We start from the raw sequence: 23,309 nt of genomic DNA on the forward strand, positions 1-23,309 counted from the left end.
TTGAAGGTGAATTGGCGCAAAGCGCCAAGAGGAAACGGAGAGTTCATCTCGCCGTGCGAGATGAATCTCTTTTGCAACTGAGAAAAAAGTTTCCTAGTCCCGGAGTAAGCCAGCGGCGAACGGAAGCGCATAGCCGAAAGGCCCGCCTGGCCGTGTGCTCCGCAACCAGCCATCCTGCGCACCCACGCGCCCATAAAAAACACGCGCTTCGGCCGCTCCCTCTTTTGAGATTCCTCTTGCATTTTCCGGAAGGGTTTGCTATAATACTGGGGAACACAGGAAAAAAGTCCTGTGGAATTCATTCGAGGTTTATCCCAAAAGGAGGAAAACAAACATGAAGAAAGTACTTGCACTGCTGCTGGCGCTGGCGATGATCTGCGCCTGCTTCGCGGCCTGCGGGGACAATTCCGGCTCCAGCTCTTCCAGCCAGGAGTCGTCCTCTTCCCAGTCCGAGGCTTCCAAGGAGGAGAGTTCCGAAGAGAGCGGGGCGGAGTCCTCTGAGACCGCTACCGGTGAGAAGTTCAAGATCGGCATCCTGGCTCCCGCCGTCACCCACGGCTGGGTGGCGGGCGTGGCTTACCACGCTAAGGCCCGCTGCGAGGAGCTCAGCGACACCGTGGACTACAAGCTGCTGACCAGCAACAACGCCGAGGAGATGACCAACCAGATCGACGAGCTCAAGACCTGGGGCGTGCAGGCCGTGGTGGCCTTCCCCCAGTGGGAGGGCATGGAGGATCCCATCAAGGAGCTGGTGGACGCCGGTATCCCGGTGGTGAACTTTGACATCGTCATCGACGTGGACGGCGTGTACCATGTGGCTGGCGACAACGTGGATATGGGCACCCAGAGCGCCCAGTATATTGTGGACAAGATCGGTACCACCGGCAAGGTAGTGGTGCTGGAGGTTCCCTCCTCCGGTTCCGTGTCCGAGCTGCGCAAGAAGGGCTTTGACGACAAGATCAAGGAGATCGCCCCCGACATGGAGATCGAGTACTACTCCACCAAGTTCACCCGGGACGACGGCCTGAAGGACTTCGCCGACGTACTCAACGCCAATAGCCAGATCGACGCCGTGTTCTCCATGGACGACGAGACCTCCATCGGCGTGCTTCAGGCCATCGACGAGGCCAAGCGCACCGACATCAAGGTGGTCACCGGCGGCGGCGGGTGCCAGGAGTACTTCAAGATGATGCCCGAGAACCAGGATATCTGGATCCAGTCCGCCCTGTATAGCCCGGACATGGTGAAGGACGCTGTGGACATGGCCGTCTCCCTGCTGAAGGGTGAGACTGTGGACAAAGAGAAGATCATCCCCACCACTGTGGTGGACCGGGAGAACTGTGCGGATTATCTGGACGAGAGCTCTCCCTATTAAGCCAGAGCTCCAGGTGAGAGGCCTGCTGAGTTAGGAAGTTCTGATCCCGAAGGAAAAGGCTTTGAGGGTTCTTTAGGAAACCTTCTTCATACCAGTCCCAGACCCCCCCATGGCTTGGTTTCGGGTGGGAAGATTGCCGGATCAGCGAGTTTTGATCTCGAGGAAAAGTTTTTGAAGTTCTTTTAGGGAACGTTCCTCTTACCAGCTCTAGATCCTGCCGTGGCTTGGTTTCGGGTGGGAAGATTGCCGGACCAGCGAGTTTTGATCTCGAGGAAAAAGTTTTTGAAGGTTCTTAGGAAACTTTTTTCAAAAAGTTTCCTAAGCGTTGAGACAATTGGTTACACAAAAAGGCTATGGCGCACTCGTCATAGCCTTTTTCCAAAAGGAAAGGTCGGATAGCTTATGAAGTTGGAAATGCGCGGCATCTATAAATCCTTTGGCGCCAATGACGTGCTGAAAAATATCGATTTTGCCGTCAGCGGCGGAGAGATCTGCGCTTTGCTGGGAGAAAACGGCGCCGGCAAGTCCACCCTGATGAATATTTTAGGTGGTGTGCTCCCGGCGGATTCCGGCGGGATTTCCCTGGATGGCCAGCCGGTGAGCTTCCGAACGCCCGCGGAGTCTTTGAACGCGGGCATTGGGTTTATTCACCAGGAGCTGAACTTGGTAAACGATCTGGCCATTTTCGAGAATATGTTCATTGGGCGGGAGCTAAAAACCAAGTCCGGCCTGCTGGATTCCAAAACCATGTGCGGCCGCTGTCGGGAGGTGTTCCGGCGGATGGACGTGGACTTGGATCCCCGCACCATGGTCCGGGACCTGGACGCCTCCTATAAACAAATCGTGGAAATTGCCCGAGCCCTGCTGATGGACGCTTCCATCATCATCATGGACGAGCCCACCACCTCCCTCACCGACCCGGAGATCGACCGGGTGTTCGACATGATGCGCACCCTTCAGGCCCAGGGAGTTGCCATGGTGTTCATCTCCCATAAGTTGAAGGAGGTGATGGCCGTGTGTACCCGCTATACTGTGCTACGGGACGGGGCCATGGTGGCCTCGGGCCAGGTGGAGGACACCAATGTGGACGAGCTGGCCCGGCATATGGTGGGCCACGAGGTCCGTACCGAGTCCCTGCGCCAGGAGCGGGAGCTGGGCCCGGAGGTGCTGCGGGCGGAGAACCTTAGTCAGGACCGGTATTTCTCGGACGTGAGCTTTTCTGTGCGGGCCGGAGAGGTGCTGGGCTTTACTGGGCTTTTGGGTGACGGGCGCAGTGAGCTGTTCCAGGCGGTTTTCGGCAGCGGCGGCAAGTATCACGGACAGCTCTATCTGGAGGGCCAGCCGGTCGCTGTCCACGGCACTCCCCAGGCGGTGGCCCTGGGAATCGGCTATGTGCCCCGGGACCGGAAGGAGAACGGCATCATCAAAGACCTGGACATCCTGGAAAACGGCTCCATCGTCACATGGCCGAAGCAGTCCCGCCTGGGCTTCCTGGACTGGAACCAGGTGCGGGAGGACTTCCGGCGGCAGGCGGACGGGCTGAAGATCAAGATGGGCGGGGAGAAGGAGGCCATCGGCAGCCTATCCGGCGGCAACCAGCAGAAGGTGGTGCTGGCAAAGTGGCTGAACGCCGGGCCCAAGGTGCTCATCTTTGACAACCCCACCCAGGGTGTGGACGTGGGGGCAAAGGAGGACATCTACGATACCATCCTGGCCCTGGCAAAGGAGGGTGTGGCAGTGGTGGTGCTCTCCAGCGAGGCCCAGGAGATCATCCGCCTGTGCGACCGGGCTCTGGTACTGTATCACGGCCGGGTGCAGGGGGAGCTCTCTGGGGAAGAGATCACCGATCAAGAGATTATGCGGTTGGCAACAGGCGGATCAGTTCAAAATGAGGGGGTTCAACAAAATGGATAAGGTGGAAAAGAAATCGGGGGCCATGGGGGTGCTGTTGCGGCTGCGTGATCTGTGGCGGAGCAACCCGCTGTTCAGCACGGGCATCGCCCTGATCGTGATGGTGATCGTGCAGACCGTGGCCCTGAGCATGAACACCAGCTTCAGCTCCATGGGAGAGTGGTTCCAGAACTGGCTGCAGAACTGGATCTCCCTGCTGCGGGGCAACGCGGGCATCGGCATCATCGCCCTGGGCATGACCTTTGTGATCATCTCCGGGGGCATCGACCTGTCGGTGGGCTCTGTCTACGTGACGGTGGGCGCTTTTATCATGGTGCTGCTGAACACCGGAGAGAGCGGCTGGCTGGCGGGCATGGGCCTGGGGGGCGTTCCGGCCATCCTTCTGGGGCTGGTGCTGGCCCTGGCGCTGGGCAGTCTTCTGGGCGAGGGCAACGGCCTGCTCATCTCCTACGGCAGGATGCCGCCCTTCATCGCCACGCTGGGCTCCATGCAGATCCTCCGCAGCGTCACCCAGTACTTCATGAAAACCCAGAAAACCGAGCTGCCCGAGGCCTATAAGAGCATCGCCCGGCTGAGCATCGGGGGCCAGCAGCTGATGCCCATCATCTACTGGGCGGTGCTGGCGGCGGCCATGTACATCATCTCCAAAAAGACCACCTTTGGCCGGTACGTGTTCGCTATTGGCTCCAACGAGCGGACCACCCGCCTCTCCGGCGTGAACGTGCGGAAGGTGAAGCGCCGGGTCTACGCCCTCACGGGATTCCTGGTGGGCGTGGCGGCCATCATCCAGACCTCCCGGATCGGCTCCATGGACTACGCCAGTGCGGGCAGCGGCTTCGAGATGGATGCCATCGCCTCGGTGATCGTGGGCGGCACCAGCATGTCCGGAGGCCGGGGTTCTGTGGTGGGCACGGTGTTCGGCACGCTGATTGTGGCGGTGATGAACAACCTCTTAAACCTCATTGGCGTGGACCCCTACCTGAGCGCGGCGTTCAAGGGGGCCATCATCATCGGCGCGGTGCTTCTGCAGCGGAAAGAGAAGAATTAGAGCGGCACAAAAAGGCGCACTTGGAATCCGGCGGGACCGATTTTCAAGTGCGCTTGCTATTATATGGTGATATGATATGGCGCGAACGGCCCTTTGGCCGGAGGGAAGGCCTCGCGCCCGCGGGGGTAGCACACCGCGCCAAGCGAGTGCGAGGCGTAGGCTAGGCTTCGCGGTGTGACATGAGTTTTGCGAAGCAAAACTCGGATAGTTAATCGAGCGCAGCGAGCATTAACTATTATTCACCACTTCAAAAAATGCGCTTCTCAGGAGTAAAGGTCAAGGGCAAGACCGTGGGACGCTGTCCCACACCCTGCCAGGGGCCTGTCTCACCTGCCGGTTCGGTCGGGTCAGAACAATCGCCGCTGGCGATTTTCCCCGCCCCTGGACCGCGCAATGTGTTGTGGCTATGCGAAAACCGCAAAACGTTCACGACGAATGAAATGAGGAGTGACAGTAAAAGTTTCGTCCACCTTTTCAAAGGTGGCAGGGGTTTGGGGACGGAGTCCCCAAGGTCTTTCCAGTGAAAGGAGACAACTATGAAAGCACTGAATTTTGGCTCGTTGAATCTGGACTATGTGTATCAGGTGGATCATTTCGTAGGACCGGGCGAAACCCTGAGCGCCCTTTCCCAGAGCGTGAACCCCGGGGGCAAGGGGCTGAACCAGTCGGTGGCCCTGGCCCGGGCGGGGGCCCCGGTATACCATGGGGGATGCGTGGGCGCGGGGGGAGAACTGCTGGCCGCCCTGCTGGAGAAAAACGGCGTGGATACCCGCTTCCTCCGCCGGGTGGAGGCCATCCAGGGCAACGCCGTGATCCAGGTGGCCCCATCCGGGGAGAACTGCATTCTGCTGTTCGGCGGCTCCAACCAGCAGGTGAGCCGGGCCCAAATCGAAGAGGCCCTCTCCCAGTTCGGGCCGGGGGACTATCTGGTGCTCCAGAACGAGATCAACAACCTGCCCCTGCTGGTGGATCTGGCCCACGAGCGGGGCATGATACTGGCGCTGAACCCCTCTCCCTACAACGAGAGGCTGACCGGGGTGGATTTCGCCAAGCTCAGCTGGCTCCTGGTCAACGAGGTGGAGGCGGAGCAGATCTCCGGCAGCGGAGAGCCCCAGGCCGCCTGGGAGGCCGTCCACAGCCGCTGGCCGGGGGTCTCCCTGGTGGTCACCCTGGGAAAAAGGGGCAGCGTGGCCTTCCCCGCCGGGGGAGGGGAGCCGGTGTTCCAACCGGCTTTCCCCGCCAAGGCTGTGGATACCACCGGCGCGGGGGACACCTTCACCGGGTACTTCCTGGCCGGGCTGATGGAGGCCCGTCCCCTCCCGGAGTGCATGGTGCGGGCCAGCTTGGCGGCGGCCCTTAGCGTGGCCCGGCCAGGCGCGGCGGACTCCATCCCTACCAGGGAGGAGCTGGAGAACGAGCTGGCTCGCCGCTCTTAGTTTGTTTTTTTGTGAAACTGTTTTTTTGAGTGGAAGGGGGCCTTTGGGGCGCAATAGCGTATCTAGATTTCAACAGGCCCAGATCGCGTTTTGGCTGGTACGCTCGTGCGCTCAGCTGGCTGAGAGCGCAGAGCTCCACACATTGACCGGTCCAGCTGGTCTTAAGCTGGCGCGGGTGTGGGCCGCGCAGGCCCACGACCTTGCCCTTTTATAGCCTGAGAAAAATAGCGCAGGAAAGGTGAATGAAAGTCTCCAGTGGAGACTTTCAGAGGGAAACCCTCGCCGGGGGTTTCCCTGGAAACCGGAACCAGCCTGCGCTATGGAGCTTTCGTTCGCTTTGCAAATGCAAAGCGAAACAGGGGGTCTCGCCTGCCGGCTCGGTCGGCGCTTGACGGTCTCCAGCGGAGACCAGCGCCCCCCGACGAGGGTCCCCTACGCAAAACGTCCCACCGGGACGTTTATGCTACCCTCCTGCGTTATTTTCTCAGGTGTTAAGGACAAGGATAAGACCTTGGGGCTTTGCCCCAAACCCCACAAGGGGCCTAACGCCCCTTGACCGCGTAATGTGTTGTAGCTATGCAAAACCGTAAAACGTTCATGACGAGCAAAGCGAGGAGTGGGTAAAAGTTTTTGAGGGTTCTTAGGGAACTTTTTTCAAAAAGTTCCCTAAGCCGCCGGAGGCCTATCATTCTGGCAAGAGCCTGCGCCGGCGGAGGAAATAGAACCCGAAGCCGATGGCGTCCGCCAGCACCCAGCCGATGGGTACGGACCACCACACTCCATCCACGCCGATGGTGGGCAGGGCGGAGAGGCAGTAGGCCAGAGCCACCCGTGTGCCCAGAGAGGCGATGGTGAGCACCACGGACATGCCGGGTCGGCCCAGGGCTCGGTATAGCCCATAGAGCAGGAAGAGGCAGCCGATCCCCCAGTAGAAGGCCCCCTCCACCCGCAGGTAGCGCACGCCGTGGGCCAGGATCTCCGTCTCCTCCGGCCGGACGAACAGCAGCATCAGCGGCCGGGCAAAGGCCCACACCAGGGCTGAAACCACCAGACAGAAGGCCACGGACGCCGCCACGGCTCCCCGAAAGCCCGCCCGGATCCGCTCCCGCTTCCGGGCGCCGTAGTTCTGGGCGATGAAGGTGGAAAAGGCGTTGCCGAAGTCCTGCACGGGCATGTAGGCAAAGGCGTCGATCTTCACGGCGGCGGCGAAAGCGGCCATCACCGCCGGGCCGAAGCCGTTCACCACCCCCTGCACCAGGAGGATCCCCAGGTTCATCACCGACTGCTGGACGCAGGTGAGCAGGGAGAACCCGGCGATCTGGCGCATCCGGCTCCACCGGACCCTCAGCCCGGACCGGGTGAAGCGCAGGCAGGGCAGGCGCAGCAGGGCGTAGAGGGCGATCCCAATGCCGGAGACGTACTGGGCGGCCACCGTGGCCCCCGCCGCCCCGGCAGCCCCCCACCCAAGGCCCATGACGAACCACAGGTCCAGGGCGATGTTCAGCAGGGCGGACACCGCCAGGAACACCAGGGGGATCAGGGAGTTGCCCAGGGCCCGCAGCAGGGAGGCGAAGAAATTGTAGAGGAACGTGGCCGCGATGCCCCAGAAGATCACCCGCAGATAGGCCCGCATGTCCCCCCAGACCTCTGGGGGGATTTTCAGAAAGACCCGGATTCCGTCCAGACAGAGGAAGGCCAGCAGGTTCAGGGCCGCCGTCAGGGCCAGGATCAGGAGAAAGGAGGCCAGAACGCTCTCCTGGAGGCCCTTCTGATCCCTCTCCCCGAAGCGGATGGAAAAGAGCGTGCCGCTGCCCATGCACAGCCCCAGGAGGATGGAGGTGAGGAAGGTCATCAGCGTGAAGGAGGACCCCACCGCCGCCAGGGCGTTGGCCCCCAGAACCCGGCCCACAATGAGGGTGTCCGCGATGTTGTAGCACTGCTGGAGCAGGTTTCCCAGCACCATGGGCAGGGCGAAGCGCAGCATGGACCCCACGGCAGGGCCCTTTGTCATGTCCCGGTTCATGAGAGCCACATGCGGACCTGCCCGCTGATTCCCGAGGGAACCGTGGGGGGCTCCGAGGTCTTGCCCAGCCACTCCGCCATGGGGTTGGGCAGGGCGGAGGTATCCCGCTCCAGGGTGGTGGCCACCTCAATGCCCAGCTGGTTCTCCCCGGGGCGAAGGGCGGCGGTCAGGTCATAGCGGAAGGGCGGGGCGATCTGGATGTCCTGGCTCTCCCCGTTGACGAACACCTCCACGCCCTCGTAGGCGTCGGTGATCTCCAGAACCGCCCGGCCCCCCTGGTGGTCATAGTTCCGCTCATACCGGGCGAAGCCAGAGAACAGGGGCTGCTCCTCCGCCAGGGGATCCGGCAGGGATACGGCCTTCTCCTCCCGGAAATGGGGGTACTCCGTGCTGGTGCAGACGCTCCGCCGCCAGCCGCCGGAGAGCACCCGCAGGTCCCCCTTGGCCTCCACGGGCGCATGGAGCTCGCCCTCGGGCTCACCCAGAAGCACCACCAGGCTTTTGAGGGGCTCCAGGGTCACGTCCAGGACCAGCCGGTCCCCCTCCTGATGGAAGGGAAGGGCCTCCAGCCGGTTGTCCCAGGCGTTGTAGGCGTGGCAGGCCTCCGCGGCCTTGGGAAGCCGGATGCTGCCGGTGAAGGGTTCCGCCCCCTCGTTCACCAGGAGGTAGAGGGTTCCCATGTCCTCCCGGACGTACTCCATGGACCGGATGTACCGGTTGGCGGGCTCCGCCTGGACGGTCTCCAGGCCCGCCAGGGTCTGGGGAAGGCGGGCGCAGTCCACCACGGGGACCCAGTCGAACCCCCGGGCCTGGTGTCCGGCAAAGTACACCGGGCAGCCTGCGGCCTCCAGCTCCCGGAAGATCCCCACCGCCTCCTGGGGCAGGCAGTCGCAGCCGGGGACGATCAGGGCCCGGTAGCGGTTCCCGTTCACAGAGAAGCCGTCCCCGCCTATAGTGGTGTTCCAGACCTCCCGCTGGGCGAACACGTCCAGGGGCAGGAACTGGTAGTCGATCTGGGCCTCGCACAAGGGCTGGGCCACGGCCTCCAAGGACAGGGAATCCCCCATCCAGTCGGCCTCGGCGTTGTAGAGGATGGCGGCGGGGGCCACGGCCCGCCCCCTGCTGAACAGCTGGCTCATCCGGCCCAGATAGGCCATCAGCGCGCCAAAATGCCGGAACTGGGGGTTATGCCCGTGGGCGTAGAAATGGGGCGGGCAGTCCGGGTCCGGGTAGTCCCGCAGGCTGAAGGCGTGGGGCACGAAGCGGTTCACCCCCCGCACCAGGAAGTGGTCGCAGAGGTACTTCTCCAGGCGGACGCCCTCCTCCCAGCCGTAGGCCCCGAAGAGCTCGCACATGCAGCGGCCCCGCTTTTTGGGGTCCATGGCCGCCAGGGAGGACCCCAGCTTGCCCAGCACAAAGTGGTAGAACAGGCCGTTGCGGTTCCCAGCCAGGGAATTGCTCTCGCCATTCCACTCCCCCTGGGGCAGGACCTGCCCGCCAATGTCGTCGATTCCCGCCATGTCCTGGCCGAAGAGCCCCCGGAAATAGTGGCCCAGGCTGCTGCCGCAGCGAAGGTGCTGGTTGTTGTCCTCGATCAGGTGGCCGATGTACTCCACCCCACGCTCCCGGCACCAGTCGCCGATCTGCTGGGAGAAGCACTCCCGCACCGCCCCGGTGACCGCGTCCATATAGGTTTTCCGCACGGCGGCGGTCCGGTCCGGGTCGAAGCTCCCCGCCCACAGCAGGGGCAGGTATTTTACGAAATCCCCGCCCAGCCGGGACCGGAGCTCCTCCTCCACCTGGGCGCTCCAGGCCTGATCCTCCTCCTCCCAGAAGCGCCCGCCGCTCTGGTAGAGATGGCCGTTGCCGATCTCCGGCTCGTCGGAGAAGAAGCCCGCGATGGTCTTTCCGAAGTCCTCCCGGTAGCGCTGCCAGTGGGGCTCGTACACCGCGTCGATGAGCACCCGGCAGGAGGCCCGGTCCATCATATTGATATAGGACCGGTGGGGGCCCCGGTTCCGGGTGAGGAGCAGGGCGTAGACGGTCCACTCCCCATCCGGCGGGCAGAAGGAGAAGTCCCCCTCCCCGGCCTGGGGGGTCAGGTCCAGCAGGCCCCCGCCGGGGCCGTTCTCCACCGCCGCCACTCCCAGCAGCCGGTCGTCGTCGAAAGTGCGGATATTGGGCAGGGAGAACTGCTCCATCTGGTTGGGGACCCAGGGGGGGACGGTGCACTGGCCGGGCTCCACCCGCAGGGGAGCGCCGGGGGCGGCCGTCCCCAGCTCTACCCGCACCAGGCTCTGGCGGCAGAGGCCGGAGTCCGCGTGCTCCAGGGCGCCGTTGGCGTAGCCGGTGGGGAAGTGGCTGTCGTCCAGAATCCACACCTTCATGCCCCGGCGGCGGGCCTCGTCCAGAATGATGTCCATGTCGTGCCACCACTGGGGACCCGCGAAGTCCGGGTGAGGGCGGCTCTCCACGCACACCGCCCGGAGGTTGGCCCGGTAAACCGCGTCCATGTACTCCCGGATGGTCTCCTCCGGCTCGCCGTGGACCCAGAAGAAGGGGAAAATATTGCCCTGACCCCAGTCCTGGCCGGACAGGATTCGGGAAATCGCGCTGTTCATTGAAATGCCTCCTTTGATCGTTTTCTAAGATAAATGCATGCCTGGAACGCCTTGCTTTTCGCTCAGGCCTACGCCTTTTCTGCTGTGACATGAGGGCTCGGCTGGCGAAAAGACGCTTGGGAAGGAGCACAAGGCTGGGGCGTGCCTTTGAGCTTGGCAGCTGCGCAGGATTACAGCTGGTTCCCCACCGGGGAGCTTCTCCCTCCGGCAGCCAGAGTTGACCAAACTTTTTGAAAAGAAGTTTAAGACGCTTCGGTGAGTCTCGAAAACTTTTTAACCTGGCTGGCTGAGTACGCAAAAGTTGTCCAGGATAAAAGTTTCGCCCGCCTTTTCAAAGGCGGCAGGGTGGAGGGCACGAACTGTGTGCCCGGAGGCCAACACATACTTTCTGAAAGACAAGTGGCTGCGCACACGATCTCTCAAAAAGTATACCATAAAAGAGGCAGTGTGAAAAGAGAAAATGGGAAATTTGCGATGTGTTCTGGATTTTCCTGGGCTGGTCAAAAGTTTTGAGGGTGGTGATTTTGCACAAAAAAATTGCGAAAATTTCTCACATAGAGTTGTTGAACCGAGGCGGAGTTTGATGTATAATAATTCTCCCGCTCTCATCAGGCGGGGATTCCACCCTGGGAAACCGCGGCACCCAGGGCTTTTTGCGTCCCTTCCACCCATTTGTGAACTAGAAAGGAGCGTTTCCATGATTGAAGTGCGAGACCTGTGCAAGACCTTCAAGGTAGCCCGGCGGGAGGCCGGCTTTGGCCAGGCGGTAAAGGCCCTCTTCCACCGGGAGTATGAGTACATCCATGCCCTGGACGGCGTGAGCTTTTCCATTGGCGATGGGGAAATGGTGGGTTACATTGGCCCCAATGGCGCGGGCAAGAGCAGCACTATCAAGATCCTCAGCGGCATCCTCACCCCCGACGGCGGAGAATGTAGGATCAACGGCCGTGTGCCTTGGAAAGACCGGGTAAAGCATGTGAGGGAGATCGGCGTGGTGTTCGGCCAGCGCAGCCAGCTCTGGTGGGACGTGCCCGTGGCGGACTCCTTCGACCTCCTCAAGGAGATCTACGCCGTCCCCGCCAGTACATACCATAAAAATGTGGACGAGCTCACGGAGCTGCTGAACCTCCAGGATCTGCTGCGCACCCCCACCCGGCAGCTGTCCCTGGGCCAGCGGATGCGCTGCGAGATCGCCGCCTCCCTGCTCCATAGTCCCAAGATTCTCTTTTTGGACGAGCCCACCATTGGCCTGGACGCGGTGTCCAAGCTGGCGGTGCGGGACTTTATCAAGCGGCTGAACCAGGAGCGCCATACCACGGTGATCCTCACCACCCACGACATGCAGGACATCGAGGCCCTGGCCAGCCGAATTCTGCTCATCGGCAAGGGACGGATCCTGCTGGACGGGGACCTTTCGGATATTCATCGGGGCGGGGAGCAGATCGACGAGACCGTGGCCGAGCTCTATAAAAGATTCGACGTGACTTGAGGTGGCGGCATGAGAAAATATTTGGCTTTTTTCCGGCTGCGCTTCAATATGGGTCTGCAATACCGAGCGGCTGCGCTGGGGGGCCTTGTGTGCCAGTTCTTCTGGGGTGCCATGGCGATCCTAGCTTTCAAGGCTTTCCATGACACGGACCCCGCTGCCTTCCCCATGAGCCTGCCCGCCATGGCCAGCTATATCTGGCTGCAGCAGGCGCTGTTGACCCTTCTCAGCATGATGGGCATTGACAATGAGTTTTTCTCTGTGATTGAAAACGGCAATGTAGCCTATGAGCTCTGCCGCCCGGTGGACGTGTACGGCATGTGGTTCACCCGATCAGCGGCCACCAGGGTGTCCAACGCCCTGCTGCGGTGCGTTCCGGTGCTGCTGGTCACGGCGCTGATTCCGGCCCCCTACGGGCTCATGGCCCCGCCGGACCTGCCCACGTTCCTCTGGTTTCTGCTTTCGCTGGCCCTGGCTCTGGCGGTGATCACGGCCATGGGCATGATCGTGTACATGATCACCTTCCACACCATCACGCCTCGGGGCGTGCGGTTGATCGCGGTGAACATCTGTGACTTTTTCTCCGGCGGCATCGTCCCCTTGCCCTTCTTCCCGGAGGGTTTCCGGCAGTTTTCCGAGCTGCTGCCCTTTTCCGCCACGGCCAATGTGCCCCTGCGCATCTATTCCGGGGACCTCTGCGGCCCGGAGATGGTTCGGCTGATGCTTCTCCAGGTCTTTTGGGCGGCGGCGCTGATCGCGGCGGGCAAGCTCATCAAGCAAAGAGAACTAAGGCGCGTCACTATCCAGGGGGGGTAGGACCTTGAGGACTCCGTCCCCAAACCCCTGCCACCTTTGAGAAAGGTAAGACTTCGTAGAACGAAGTCTACGAAACATTTTACCCACTCCTCACTGTGTTCGTCGCACATGACGCCAAGAATGGAGAAATGAGCCAGCTGAGTTTCGTCATGTGTCATGAGTTTTGCTACGCAAAACTCTACCAAGCTGGGTGCAAGCGCACTCAGCTAACCAACGTAAAAGTTTTGCAGACTTCGCTCTGCGAAGTCTTAGCTTTCTTCAAAAGCTCGCGGTGGTTTGGAGGGCGACAATCGCCAGTGGCGATTTCCCGTCGCCGACCGAAGCGGCAGCTGAGACTCAGAGCCTCCAAGGTCTTGCCCTTAAACACCTGAGAAGCGTATTTTTGCCAGGGTGGTGAATAATAGGTTAACACTCGCTGCGCTCGGTTAACTATCCGAGTTTTGCAAAGCAAAACTCTTAAGAGGGGACGCGGAGAGTTCATCTCGCCGCGCGAGATGAATCTCTTTTACAACTGAAAAAAAGCGTCCCCTGGGCCCCGGAGAAAGCCAGCGTTTGGGGGACTTCCCGACTGCGGAGCAGGCGGGACAAAGCCCTGGAAGCCAAAACCGGCCAGCGCCGTGAAGAAACGCACCCAGCTTTGCAGAGTTTTGCGGAGCAAAACGGAAAGATAAACCGAGCCGCGCGAGCGTTTATCTTTTTGAGACGCGCCCCAGGCATAGCGCGTTGGGCTGGCTCTTTGCCCGCGAAGCCAGCCCCCGCTCGCATTTTGCGGCTTGCCGCAAAATGGCCGTGGGAAATCGGGCAAAGCCCGTTTCCCCGGCGGTTCGTCCGAAGGACGAACCCGAGCGGGGCGGATGCGGCGAAGGCCTGCGGCTTCCCATCCCGGCTCTCGCGGTGTGCTGGCTCCGCGTGCGAATAACCAGCCCAACGCGCCCTGCCCGGTGCGCGCCCATAAAAACAAAAACGGGCCCCGCAAAGGCCCAAAAATCAGGAGAATCCTTATGAAAATCTATTGCGTCATCTCCCACACCCATTGGGACCGGGAGTGGTATCTGCCCTTCGAGCAGTTCCGCTTGAAGCTGGTGGACCTCATCGACCGGTGCCTCCTCACCATGAAGAAATACCCGGAGTTTATCTTCCACCTGGACGCCCAGACCGTGGTGCTGGAGGACTATCTGGCCGTGCGCCCCGGCAAGCGCCAGCAGCTAGAGCAGCACATCCAGGAGGGCCGCCTGGTCATCGGCCCCTGGTATCTCCAGAACGACCTGTACCTCACCAGCGGCGAGGCCACCGTCCGCAACCTGCTGGAGGGCAGCCGCATCTGCCGGGAGTTCGGCGGAGAGCCCTGCCCCGTGGGGTATCTGCCCGACCAGTTCGGCAATATCTCCCAGCTGCCCCAGATCCTCAGCGGCTTCGGCATCCATAGCGTGGTCTTTGGCCGGGGGTATACCTTCTTCAACCCCGACAAGACCCGCAAGCCCACCAAGAGCGAGTTCATCTGGAAGGGCCCGGACGGCACCGAGGCCCTGGCAATCCATATGAAGTACTGGTACAATAACGCCCAGCGCTTCTCCGACAACATCGACACCGCCATGCGCCTGCTGGACCGCACCGCCGAGCTCTTCCAGGACGTGGCCCTCACCCCATACCTGCTGCTCATGAACGGCGTGGACCACTTGGAGGCCCAGGACGGCCTGCTGCCCATCCTGGAGCAACTGAACGCCCGCCTGCCCGAGGGCGACCGGGTGGAGCAGATCCGCCTGGACGAGTACATCCGCCGGGTGAAGGAGCATGTGGAGGAATCGGGCACACAGCTGCCCGTGTACCAGGGCGAACTGCGCAACGGCAGCGACTGGGACATCCTCAAGGGCACCCTCTCTTCCCGGGCCTATCTGAAAGCCGCCAATGTGGCCGCCCAGGATATGCTGGAATCCACCCTGGAGCCCCTCTACTCCATGCTATACTATCACGGGGGCAGAAACGCCTACTCCCTGGACCATTTCCGCTTCCAGTGGAAGCGCCTGATGCAGAACCATCCCCACGACTCCATCTGCGGGTGCAGCCGGGATGAGGTCCATGCCCACATGGAGGACAATTACGCCCGGATTCAGGAGGCCTCCGGCGACCTGCTGGAGCGGGGCCTGAACATTCTCGCCCAGCATATGCCCGCCCCGGAGGACGCCCTCTACCAGGTGACGGTGGTCAACACCACAGAAATCACCCGGTCCGGCCCGGCGCGGGTGACCATGGACCTGCTGGATTCCGACAAGGTGGGGAACTTCACCCTCACGGACCAGAACGGCGTGCCTGTGGGCTTCACCGTGCTGAACGCCGCCCCCGCCCGCCGGGACGTGTTCAGCCCCATCAACCTCCCCGGCGTGCTGGACGTGCAGCGCTATCAGCTGGAGGTCTATGTGAAGGACCTGCCCCCCTTCTCTGCCCGAACCTACTACCTGAAGCCCCAGAACGGCCCCTGCCCCCTGCCGGAGGAAATCGGCTCCATCCCCGGCCTTCTGGAAAACGAGTTCCTCTCTGTGTCCGTGGACCAGGCAGGCCATGTGGACCTCACAGACAAGCGCACGGGAACCCGCTATCCCAACCTCCTGGAGCTGGAGGATTCCGCAGACTGGGGCGACAGCTATGTCTATTACCCCGGGGAGGAGGCCCCCATCACCACGGGCGGGCTCTCCGGACATGTGGGGGGATGGCGGCAAGAGGCCTTCCGCCAGAGCTGCGAGATTACCTGGGATCTGTCCCTTCCCGCCGGCTTTGACTTTGAAGCCAAGCGCCGCTCTCCGGAGACGGTAAGTTGTCCGGCTTCCCTGCGCCTCACCCTGGAGCGGGGCCGTCCCTATCTGGAAATCGGCTACGAAATCCAGAACCAGGCCAAGGACCACCGGGTCCGGCTGCTGGTGCACACCGGCGTGGAGACGGCGGAGAGCCTGGCGGACATCCCCTTTGACCTGGTCGCCCACAGCAAGGAGGACCAGTGCCCCTTCACCATGAGCCCGGTCCTGCCCAACAGCACCTTTGCCATGCTCCGGGGAGAGAAGGAAACCGCCGCCGTATTCACCGCCGGGGCTCACGAATATGAGCACCTGGAGGGCGGCACGCTGGCCTTTACCCTGCTGCGGGCCACAGGGGTGATCTCCCGGGGCAGCGACGGCCGCTTTACCAACGGCGACACCTGGCTCTGCCCGGACAACCAGTGCCTACGCACCATGAAGGGCCGCTTCGCCGCCGCTTTCTTCGCCCCCGGGGAGGACCACCGGGCCTTTGCCCTGGCGAAAACCTTCCGGGTGCCGGTGCTGGCCTGGGCCACTGCCTGCGACTCCCGGAAATTCTCCGGCGGCCGCCCGGCGGTGCAGGATTCCGACCTGGCGGAGCTCTTCTATCTGCCGGACCAGAACCCGGACCTGCGGGTCCCCGACAGCCAGCCCATGGTCCAGGTGGAGGGCGCGGGGCTCTGCGTCACCGCCCTGAAGGGGGCGGAGGACGGCGAGGGCCTCATCCTCCGGGTGGTGAACCTCTCGGACAAGGCCGTAGAGGGCAAGATCGCCTGCAAGGGCGAGCTGACCCCCTGCGCCCTCAGCGAGAACCCCAGCGGAGCGCCCCAGCGGGACCAGATCGTTCGCACCTTCGGCCCCAAGGAGATTTTCACGGTGCGGATTTCCTAGCTAGCCTTTGGCTTCTTGACGAGCTAACCTAACCACCGTAAAATGTTTCGTAGACTTCGTGAAACGAAGTCTCACCTTTCCAAAGGTGGTGGAGGTTTGGAGGCAACGCCTCCAAGGTCTTATCCCTTGACCTTAACACCTGAGAAGCGTATTTTTGCCAGGGGTGAATTTGCGCAGAATGCGCAAGGAGGGGAGGCTTTTTATAAGAAAAAAAGCCTCCCCTGGGCTCCGGAACCCGTCAGCTCTGTGCGCTAGGCAGGCTGCTTCCGGTTTCCAGGAAACTTTTTTCTCTTGCAAAAAGTTTCCTCTTGACGCTTCGCGTCAATGCACCTTCAAAAATTGCGCTTCTCAGGAGTTTAAGGACAAGACCTTGGGACTTTGTCCCAAACCCTACCAGGGGTTACGCCACCCCTGGACCCGGCAATGTGTGGAGCTCTTCCCGCTGAGCCAGCGGAGTGCGCAGAATCTAAGCCAATTCGCCCGCTGGGTGTGGTGCTCCGCAATCAGCCAGCGCACGCACTCACGCGCCCAAAAAAAATCAACAAAAAGGAGGCCTACTTTGCTGCATACCATCCGAAACGAAATCCTCACCGTCTCCATCCACAGTCTGGGAGCCCAGCTCTCCAGCATCCGGGCCAACGGGACAGAGTACCTCTGGCAGGGCGATCCGGAGATCTGGGCCGACCAGGCCCCCGTCCTCTTCCCCTATGTGGCCCGGCTCACCAAAGAGCAGTACCACTATGGCGGAGAAACCTACTCCCTGCCCATCCACGGGTTCGCCAAGGACTCGGAGTTCGCCTTCTCCCAGGAATCCCCCCAGGCCATGGCCTTCTCCCTCTCCGACTCCCCCGAAACCCGCCGGGCCTACCCCTTCCCCTTCCGCTTCACCGTCTCCTACCGGCTGGAGGGAAACCGCCTCATCCAGGGCTTTCTGGTGGAGAACCCCGGCCCGGACACCATGTTCTTCGGCCTGGGGGGCCATCCCGGCTTCCGGGTCCCCCTGGAGGAGGGCCTACGCTTCGAGGACTACCGGGTGGAGCTCTCCCCAGAGGCCCAGCCCGTTCGGGTCGGGTTTACGCCCCAATGCTTTCTAAACGGCCAGGACAAGCCCTATCCCCTGGAGAGTGGCGTCCTCCCCCTCTCCCACAGCCTCTTCGACGAGGACGCCATTGTTTTACGGGAGCCTGGGTGCGGGGCCCGACTCTACAGCCCCAGAGGGGGCCGGGCGGTGGCCGTGGACTTCCCCGGCTTCCCCTATCTGGGCCTGTGGCACCGCCCCCACACCAGCGCCCCCTATGTGTGCATCGAGCCCTGGTGCTCTCTGCCCTCCCGCCAGGACCTGGTGGAGGATCTGGCGGAGCAGCCCAGCCTGCTCTCCCTGCCCGCCGGGGAAACCCTCGGCAGAGAAATCATCTTTACTTTTGACTAAGGAGGCCTCTCTATGGCACACTCCATTCAAACCATCTACGTGGTCCACCACTCCCACACGGACATCGGCTACACGGACCTGCAGGAACGGGTCATCTACAACCAGGTGGACTACATTCGCACCGTGCTGGGGCTCACCGCCCCGCCCAATTCCTCCGGCTTCCGCTGGAACTGCGAGACCCTCTTCTGCGTGGAAAAATTCTTTCAGGAGGCCACGCCGGAAGAACAGGACGCCTTCTGCCGCCTGGCGGCCAAGGGAGAGATCGGCCTGTCCGCCAGCTATCTGAACTTCACCGACCTGATGGACACCGAGGCTTTCCGCCGGAAGCTCCGGTATTGGCACGGCTTCTTCGCCGAAAAGGGCGCGGACCTGAACGCCGCCATGATCGCGGACATCAACGGCGTCTCCATGGGCTACCGGGACGCCATGCTGGAAAACGGGGTGAAATTCCTCTTCGCCAACATCCACTGCCACCACGGCATGTATCCCCTCTACCAGAACCAGACCGCCTTCTGGTGGGAGAACGCCCAGGGCCAGCGGCTGCTGGTGTGGAACGGCGACCACTACAACCTGGGGAACGTGCTGGGCTTCACCCCCAACCGGGGAGAAAACGGCATGATCCGGGACCGGCTGGGAGAGTACCCCCCAGAGCGGGACCCGGTGGAGACCCTCCACGAGAACCTGGAGGGCTACCTCTGCCAATGCGAGGAAGAGGGCTACCCCTATCCCTTTATCATCACCGCCGTTTCCGGGGTGTTCAGCGACAACGCGCCCCCCGAGGGCGGCATCGCCCCCCTGATCGAGGCCTACAACCGGAAATACGGCCAGGAGGTCCGGGCCCGGATGGTCTCCCTCCAGGAGCTCTATGAGCTGGTCCGGGAGCCCCTAAAGGACGCGCCGGTATACCGGGGGGACCTGACCGACTGGTGGGCCAATGGCGTGGGCAGCACGCCCTATGGCGTCAAGCAGTACCGGGAGGCTCAGCACCGCTGGCACCTGTGCCAGCGCCTGGACCCCCAGGCCCCGGAGAAGTATCCCGCCCAGTGGAGCCAGGCGGAGGACAACCTCTTGCTCTACGCGGAGCACACCTGGGGCCACTCCTCCACCATCTCCAACCCCTACGACACCATGGTCCTCAGCCTGGACCTGCGGAAAACCGGATATGCCTGCCGGGCCCACGAGGCCGCCTCGGATATGCTGAACCGCATCGCCTCCAGCAAGGGGGACTGCCTGCGGTACTACGCCACCCGGGGGAAAATCCGGGCCCTGGGCGCCGCCCGGGCCGGAGTCCCCCAGCCGGTGGAGTTCTACATTGAGAGCCACAGCATGAACGCGGCGGAGATCCGGGACCAGGAGGGCCGGGTCATCCCCTGCCAGGTATCCCCCCATCCCCGGGGCCGGAAGATCAGCTTCTTGGACACCCTGGCCCCCGGAGAGGAGAAAACCTACACCTATCGGGCCCTGGCCACGCCTCTTGCCAAGCTGAATCCCCGAAAATGCTATGTGGGCTCAGAGCAGGTCCGGGACATTGTGAACGACTACGACCCGGTGACCTACACCCTGCCCTATGGCTTTGAGAACCGGTTCTTCCGGCTGGAATACCAGGCGGGACAGGGGATCACCTCCTTTGTGGACAAACGCACGGGCCGGGAGCTGCTGGGCCGGGGAGAGGCGGCCTTCTTCACTCCCCTCTATGAGCGCACGCCGGTGCGGGAGGGCGTCTCCCCCGGCCGGGAGCGGGGCCTTCTGGGCCGGAATATCCGGGGCCAGCACGCCAAGCTCTACGCGGGGGAGCTGACCCAGGTGGACTGCCTGGAGCGAGGCTCCGTCTTTACCCTGCTGCGCCTGGAATACCAGCTGCCCGGGACCATCGGCTGCCAGGTATACCTGAAATTCTATCAGGACCTGCCCCGGGTGGACTTCAAGCTGGAGGTAGCCAAGACTCTCTCCCCGGACATTGAGAGCATTTTCCTGCCCCTCTCCCTGGACTTCTCCCAGAGCGAGCTCTGGCTGCGCAAGGGCACAGAGGCATTCCGCCCGGGCCAGGACCAGATTCCCGGCACCTGCATGGAGTACTACATGTCCGACCAGGGCCTGGCCTATGTGGGCCCAGAGGGCGGGGCGCTCATTGCGTCTCTGGATGTGCCCCTCTGCTATATGGGGGAGATGCGGCACCATGCCATCCGGCTGTGCCAGGGCAAAGCGGAGGACAACCGCCGGCCCATCTATTCCTGGGTGATGAACAACACCTGGGAGACCAATTTCCGCATGGATCTTTCGGGCTTTGGGGAGTTCTCTTACAGCCTCTGGCTGGACGAAGAGCGGGATCCCCAGAAGGCCATGGACCGCCTGGAAGAGCTGTGCTATGAACCTTATGTGGTAATTTTGGAATAATTCTTTTGGGTAATCATAATGAAAAGAGGGGCCTGACACAAGTCAGACCCCTCTTTTGGTTTGCGCACTCAGCTAGCCAGGGTAAAAGTTTTGCAGACTTCGCTCTGCGAAGTCTTAGCTTTCTTCAAAAGCTCGCGGTGGTTTGGAGGGCGACAATCGCCAGTGGCGATTTCCCGTCGCCGACCGAAGCGGAAGCGTAGACCCCCTACGCAAAACGTCCCACCGGGACGTTTATGCTACCCTCCTGCGTTGTTTTTCTCAGGAGTAAAAGGTCAAGGGCAAGACCGTGGGACTTCGGTCTCGGCTGCCGCCTCGGTCGGTTCGCAGCATGTCTGCCACTGGCAGACGCTCACCCCACACCCTGCGGCCTTTGAGAAAGGTAAGACTTCGTTTCACGAAGTCTACGAAACATTTTACGGTTGTTCAGTTAGCTTGTCTTAAACCTTCTTCTTCACCGGAATCAGCAGATCCAGCTGGGTGGTCTCCGGCTCGCCCTCGGGCGTGTCCTGGATGTGGTCGAAATAGTTCAGGTGCTCCTCCAGGCAGCCGTACATATCCTCCGGCGTGTTGGAGCCGTTGATCTCCCACTCTTTGCTCTCATAGGCCCACTGGAACAGCCACTGCCACTCGTGGAAATTGCCCATCTGGATGCAGTGGGCGGCGTAGGTCCCCCCGGGAAAGCGCTTCTTTGTGAGGGGTGCGGGCACCTCCATGTCCTCCGGGATGGTCACCCAGAACTCGTAGCCGTATTCGCCCCCCTCCGGCGGCGGGTTGGGATGGTTGAAGCCGTAGAGCCGCACCGAGCTTTCGGTCTCCCACAGACGGTTCTCCCGGGTGAAATCCGCGATCATTTTCCCGGCGTGGTCCTCCGGGTCCGGTCCCATATAGTGGGCGGCGGCCACAGTGGCGGCGGGCAGGTGTACGATGCGCACATTCTTCAGCTTGCTCTGGTTCTCTTCCGCGCGGTTCAGGTCATCCATTGTCTTTCGCTCCTTCTGCTTGATTTGTGGGTCGGGGAGAGAGGACTCCACCGCCAGCCCGGCCAGGCCCGTCAGCCCCGCCAGCTGGGCGTCGTCCAGCAGCACCCGTTCCGCCGGAAGCCAATAGCGCTCTTTCAGCGCGGCCAGCAGCTCGCCCAGGATGACCCGGATGGTGTCCAGGGCCTCCCGCTCCGCCTCCAAGCTCGCGATCCGCTCCTGAAAGACGGCGATGGCCGACTGGGCGCCGGGGTCCTCCAGAATCCGCTGGATATCCCGCAGGGACAGGCGCAGCTTGCGCAGAAGCACGACCTGGCGCAGCCGCCGGACCGCCTCCTCGTCATAGATCCGGTAGGCGTAGCCCTCCTGGCGCAGGCTTTTCACCAGGCCCAGCTCCTCGTAATACCGGAGCATCCGGGTGGAAAGGCCCAGCGCCCGGGAGACCTGGGTGATGGTGGCAAGGTTTTGATCCATGTCGATCTCTCCTCTCTGCCCCTATTGTAAGGTGCGACATGGTGTCGCAGTCAAGGGGTACGGGAAAATTTTTTGAGAAATTTTAGAGAAAGTTGTCTTTTAATAGACAATTTTCCCCTATTTTAGAGGGGATTATGAAGGGAACAACGCGCGGCGGGCTCTTTGGCTTGGCGTCTGCGCTCGGCGCGGAGTCTTGCTCCTCCGCCCTGCTCGCATTTTGCGGCAAGCCGCAAAATGGCCGTGGGGAAACGGGCCTTGCCCGTTTCCCTGGCGGTTCGTCCGAAGGACGAACCCGAGCGGGGCACCTCCCGCACGTTTCGCCCTCGCGGTGTGCTGGAATAAAGCTCCCAAAAAATAAAAACAAAAGGAGGCATCTATGTCCTACATCGATTATCTCAACCGTTTCCACCAGTTTCTGGAGGGGAACGCCCTGCCGCCCATCGCTCAGCTGCTCTATTTCCGGCTGCTACAGGTGTTCAACCGCATGGGCTGGCCCCCCAGCGTCCGCATCGACAACCACCGCCTGATGTGTATGCTGGGAAACTGCTCGGAGCGCGCCTTGATTCAGGCCAGGCTGAAGCTGGCAAGAGCGGGGTTCATTCAATTTCGCTCCGGGCACAGGGGGGTACCCAGCCAGTACACCCTGCGCCAAGTAGACCTGTTCAGTATAACCGACAGTACAACTGACAGTATAACCGGCAGTATAACTGACAGTACAACTGTAAGCCATAATAAGACAGAGACAAAGAAAAAGACAAAGACCTTTCCCCCCAAACCCCCGAAGGGGGCTTCCTCCTGTGAAAAGACCTATGATATTGAAGAGCTGGAAGCCCTCTCCTGCCTGGACATCCCGGAAAACCTCTAGAGCTCTAAGCCTCTTCCCAGGGCGGCGGGGACTTAAGGATCTCCCCGGCCCAGTCCAGGAGCAGGGCATAGTCCGCCTGAATTTCCTCAGGAGAGCGGGCCTCCGCCAGCCGGAGCAGGTCCCTCTCCCGGCCGGACAGCACACCCGCCAGCTCCCTCTTGGAGGGGTAGTAATGCCCATCCCGGCACAGGGCCCAAAAGCGCAGGCAGAAGAACGCCGCCTTTCCCAGCCCGGCCAGCGCGCCTCCTGGATTCCCCCCATAGAGATAGGTGTGGCAGGCGGCGTGGTACAGCCCGGAAGCGCCGATTTTTAGGGCCTCCCAAACGTCCTCTCGAGTGAACTCCGGCAGAAGCTCCCGGAGATCTCCCACCACGGGCTTGGTGTCCAGGAGCAGCCCAAGGGAATCGTACCGGGGCCAGCCCGCCAGCTCTTCCCGGCCGCAGAGGAAGCCACAGGCCAGCTCTCCCTGGGGCATGGACCGGACCAGCTCCCGGTATTGGTCCAAGTCGGCGGGTGCGGCCTGGTCCAGCACAGTCACGATGTCGATATCGCTGTGGTCCGTGGCCTCGCCCCGGCCATAGCTCCCCTGGTAGCCCAGGAACAGCAGCCGCTGGCCGAAGGCCTTTTGCAGCTTTTGGGCGAACTCCGCCGCCCAGCTCTCGATCTGAATCATTGGTATCCCTTCTTTCATGGAATTTTAAGACCGTGGGATTGTCTCAGCTGCCGCTTCGGTCATCGACGGGAAATCGCCATACCTGGGAAAGCAACGCAGGTGGG

General features: G+C 61.9%; 14 protein-coding genes. 10 read left to right on the top strand and 4 right to left on the bottom strand.

The window, feature by feature from the left end; translation table 11 throughout:
* Positions 1-334: 334 nt before the first annotated feature.
* The 4 genes from D7X94_RS01495 to D7X94_RS01510 all read left to right on the top strand — a co-directional run bounded on the left by D7X94_RS01495 (position 335) and on the right by D7X94_RS01510 (position 5,770).
* Positions 335-1,375: an ABC transporter substrate-binding protein gene (locus D7X94_RS01495; protein WP_120425910.1), complete on the top strand. Its 1,041-nt coding sequence runs from the start codon at positions 335-337 to the stop codon at positions 1,373-1,375.
* Positions 1,376-1,777: 402 nt separating this feature from the next.
* Positions 1,778-3,289, top strand: coding sequence for a sugar ABC transporter ATP-binding protein (locus D7X94_RS01500; protein ID WP_120425911.1), 1,512 nt, complete (start codon positions 1,778-1,780; stop codon positions 3,287-3,289).
* A complete protein-coding gene (locus D7X94_RS01505) occupies positions 3,282-4,334 on the top strand; it encodes an ABC transporter permease (RefSeq protein WP_199714980.1) in 1,053 nt (350 codons plus the stop codon). Before D7X94_RS01500 ends, D7X94_RS01505 begins: the two co-directional genes overlap by 8 nt.
* A gap of 536 nt (positions 4,335-4,870) precedes the next feature.
* A complete protein-coding gene (locus tag D7X94_RS01510; protein WP_120425912.1) occupies positions 4,871-5,770 on the top strand; it encodes a ribokinase in 900 nt (299 codons plus the stop codon).
* 685 nt (positions 5,771-6,455) lie between these two features.
* Here D7X94_RS01510 and D7X94_RS01515 read toward each other — a convergent pair.
* Entirely contained in the window at positions 6,456-7,793 is a 1,338-nt protein-coding gene (locus D7X94_RS01515) for an MATE family efflux transporter (RefSeq protein ID WP_120425913.1), read from the bottom strand.
* Entirely contained in the window at positions 7,790-10,414 is a 2,625-nt protein-coding gene (locus D7X94_RS01520) for a hypothetical protein (protein WP_120425914.1), read from the bottom strand. The genes D7X94_RS01515 and D7X94_RS01520 overlap by 4 nt, the downstream gene beginning before the upstream one ends.
* 697 nt (positions 10,415-11,111) lie before the next feature.
* Here D7X94_RS01520 and D7X94_RS01525 point away from each other — a divergent pair.
* The 5 genes from D7X94_RS01525 (at position 11,112) to D7X94_RS01545 (ending at position 20,216) form a co-directional block, all read left to right on the top strand.
* Positions 11,112-11,903 carry an ABC transporter ATP-binding protein gene (locus tag D7X94_RS01525; protein WP_120425915.1) on the top strand — a complete coding sequence of 264 codons (792 nt, stop codon included), beginning with the start codon at positions 11,112-11,114 and terminating at the stop codon, positions 11,901-11,903.
* A 9-nt stretch (positions 11,904-11,912) separates the two neighbouring features.
* Positions 11,913-12,716, top strand: coding sequence for an ABC transporter permease (locus D7X94_RS01530; protein WP_120425916.1), 804 nt, complete (start codon positions 11,913-11,915; stop codon positions 12,714-12,716).
* A gap of 1,001 nt (positions 12,717-13,717) precedes the next feature.
* Positions 13,718-16,393, top strand: coding sequence for a glycosyl hydrolase-related protein (locus D7X94_RS01535; protein ID WP_158590846.1), 2,676 nt, complete (start codon positions 13,718-13,720; stop codon positions 16,391-16,393).
* A 559-nt stretch (positions 16,394-16,952) separates the two neighbouring features.
* The gene (locus D7X94_RS01540; RefSeq protein ID WP_243111081.1) at positions 16,953-17,822 is read left to right on the top strand and encodes an aldose 1-epimerase family protein; all 870 of its coding nucleotides are present in this window, start codon (positions 16,953-16,955) and stop codon (positions 17,820-17,822) included.
* A gap of 12 nt (positions 17,823-17,834) precedes the next feature.
* Positions 17,835-20,216, top strand: coding sequence for a hypothetical protein (locus tag D7X94_RS01545; protein ID WP_120425919.1), 2,382 nt, complete (start codon positions 17,835-17,837; stop codon positions 20,214-20,216).
* A gap of 437 nt (positions 20,217-20,653) precedes the next feature.
* Here D7X94_RS01545 and D7X94_RS01550 read toward each other — a convergent pair whose 3' ends face one another.
* Positions 20,654-21,667: a MerR family transcriptional regulator gene (locus tag D7X94_RS01550; RefSeq protein ID WP_120425920.1), complete on the bottom strand. Its 1,014-nt coding sequence runs from the start codon at positions 21,665-21,667 to the stop codon at positions 20,654-20,656.
* A 376-nt stretch (positions 21,668-22,043) separates the two neighbouring features.
* Here D7X94_RS01550 and D7X94_RS01555 point away from each other — a divergent pair, with 376 nt between their 5' ends.
* The gene (locus tag D7X94_RS01555) at positions 22,044-22,532 is read left to right on the top strand and encodes a hypothetical protein (RefSeq protein WP_120425921.1); all 489 of its coding nucleotides are present in this window, start codon (positions 22,044-22,046) and stop codon (positions 22,530-22,532) included.
* Positions 22,533-22,536: 4 nt separating this feature from the next.
* On the opposite strand, the gene D7X94_RS01560 is transcribed toward D7X94_RS01555, so the two are convergent.
* On the bottom strand, positions 22,537-23,205 hold the full coding sequence (locus D7X94_RS01560) for a nucleotidyltransferase domain-containing protein (RefSeq protein WP_158590847.1): 669 nt from the start codon (positions 23,203-23,205) through the stop codon (positions 22,537-22,539).
* Between the last annotated feature and the right edge of the window lie 104 nt (positions 23,206-23,309).

The sequence above is a fragment of the Acutalibacter sp. 1XD8-33 genome, from assembly GCF_003612555.1.
Classification (GTDB): Bacteria; Bacillota; Clostridia; order Oscillospirales; family Acutalibacteraceae; genus Acutalibacter.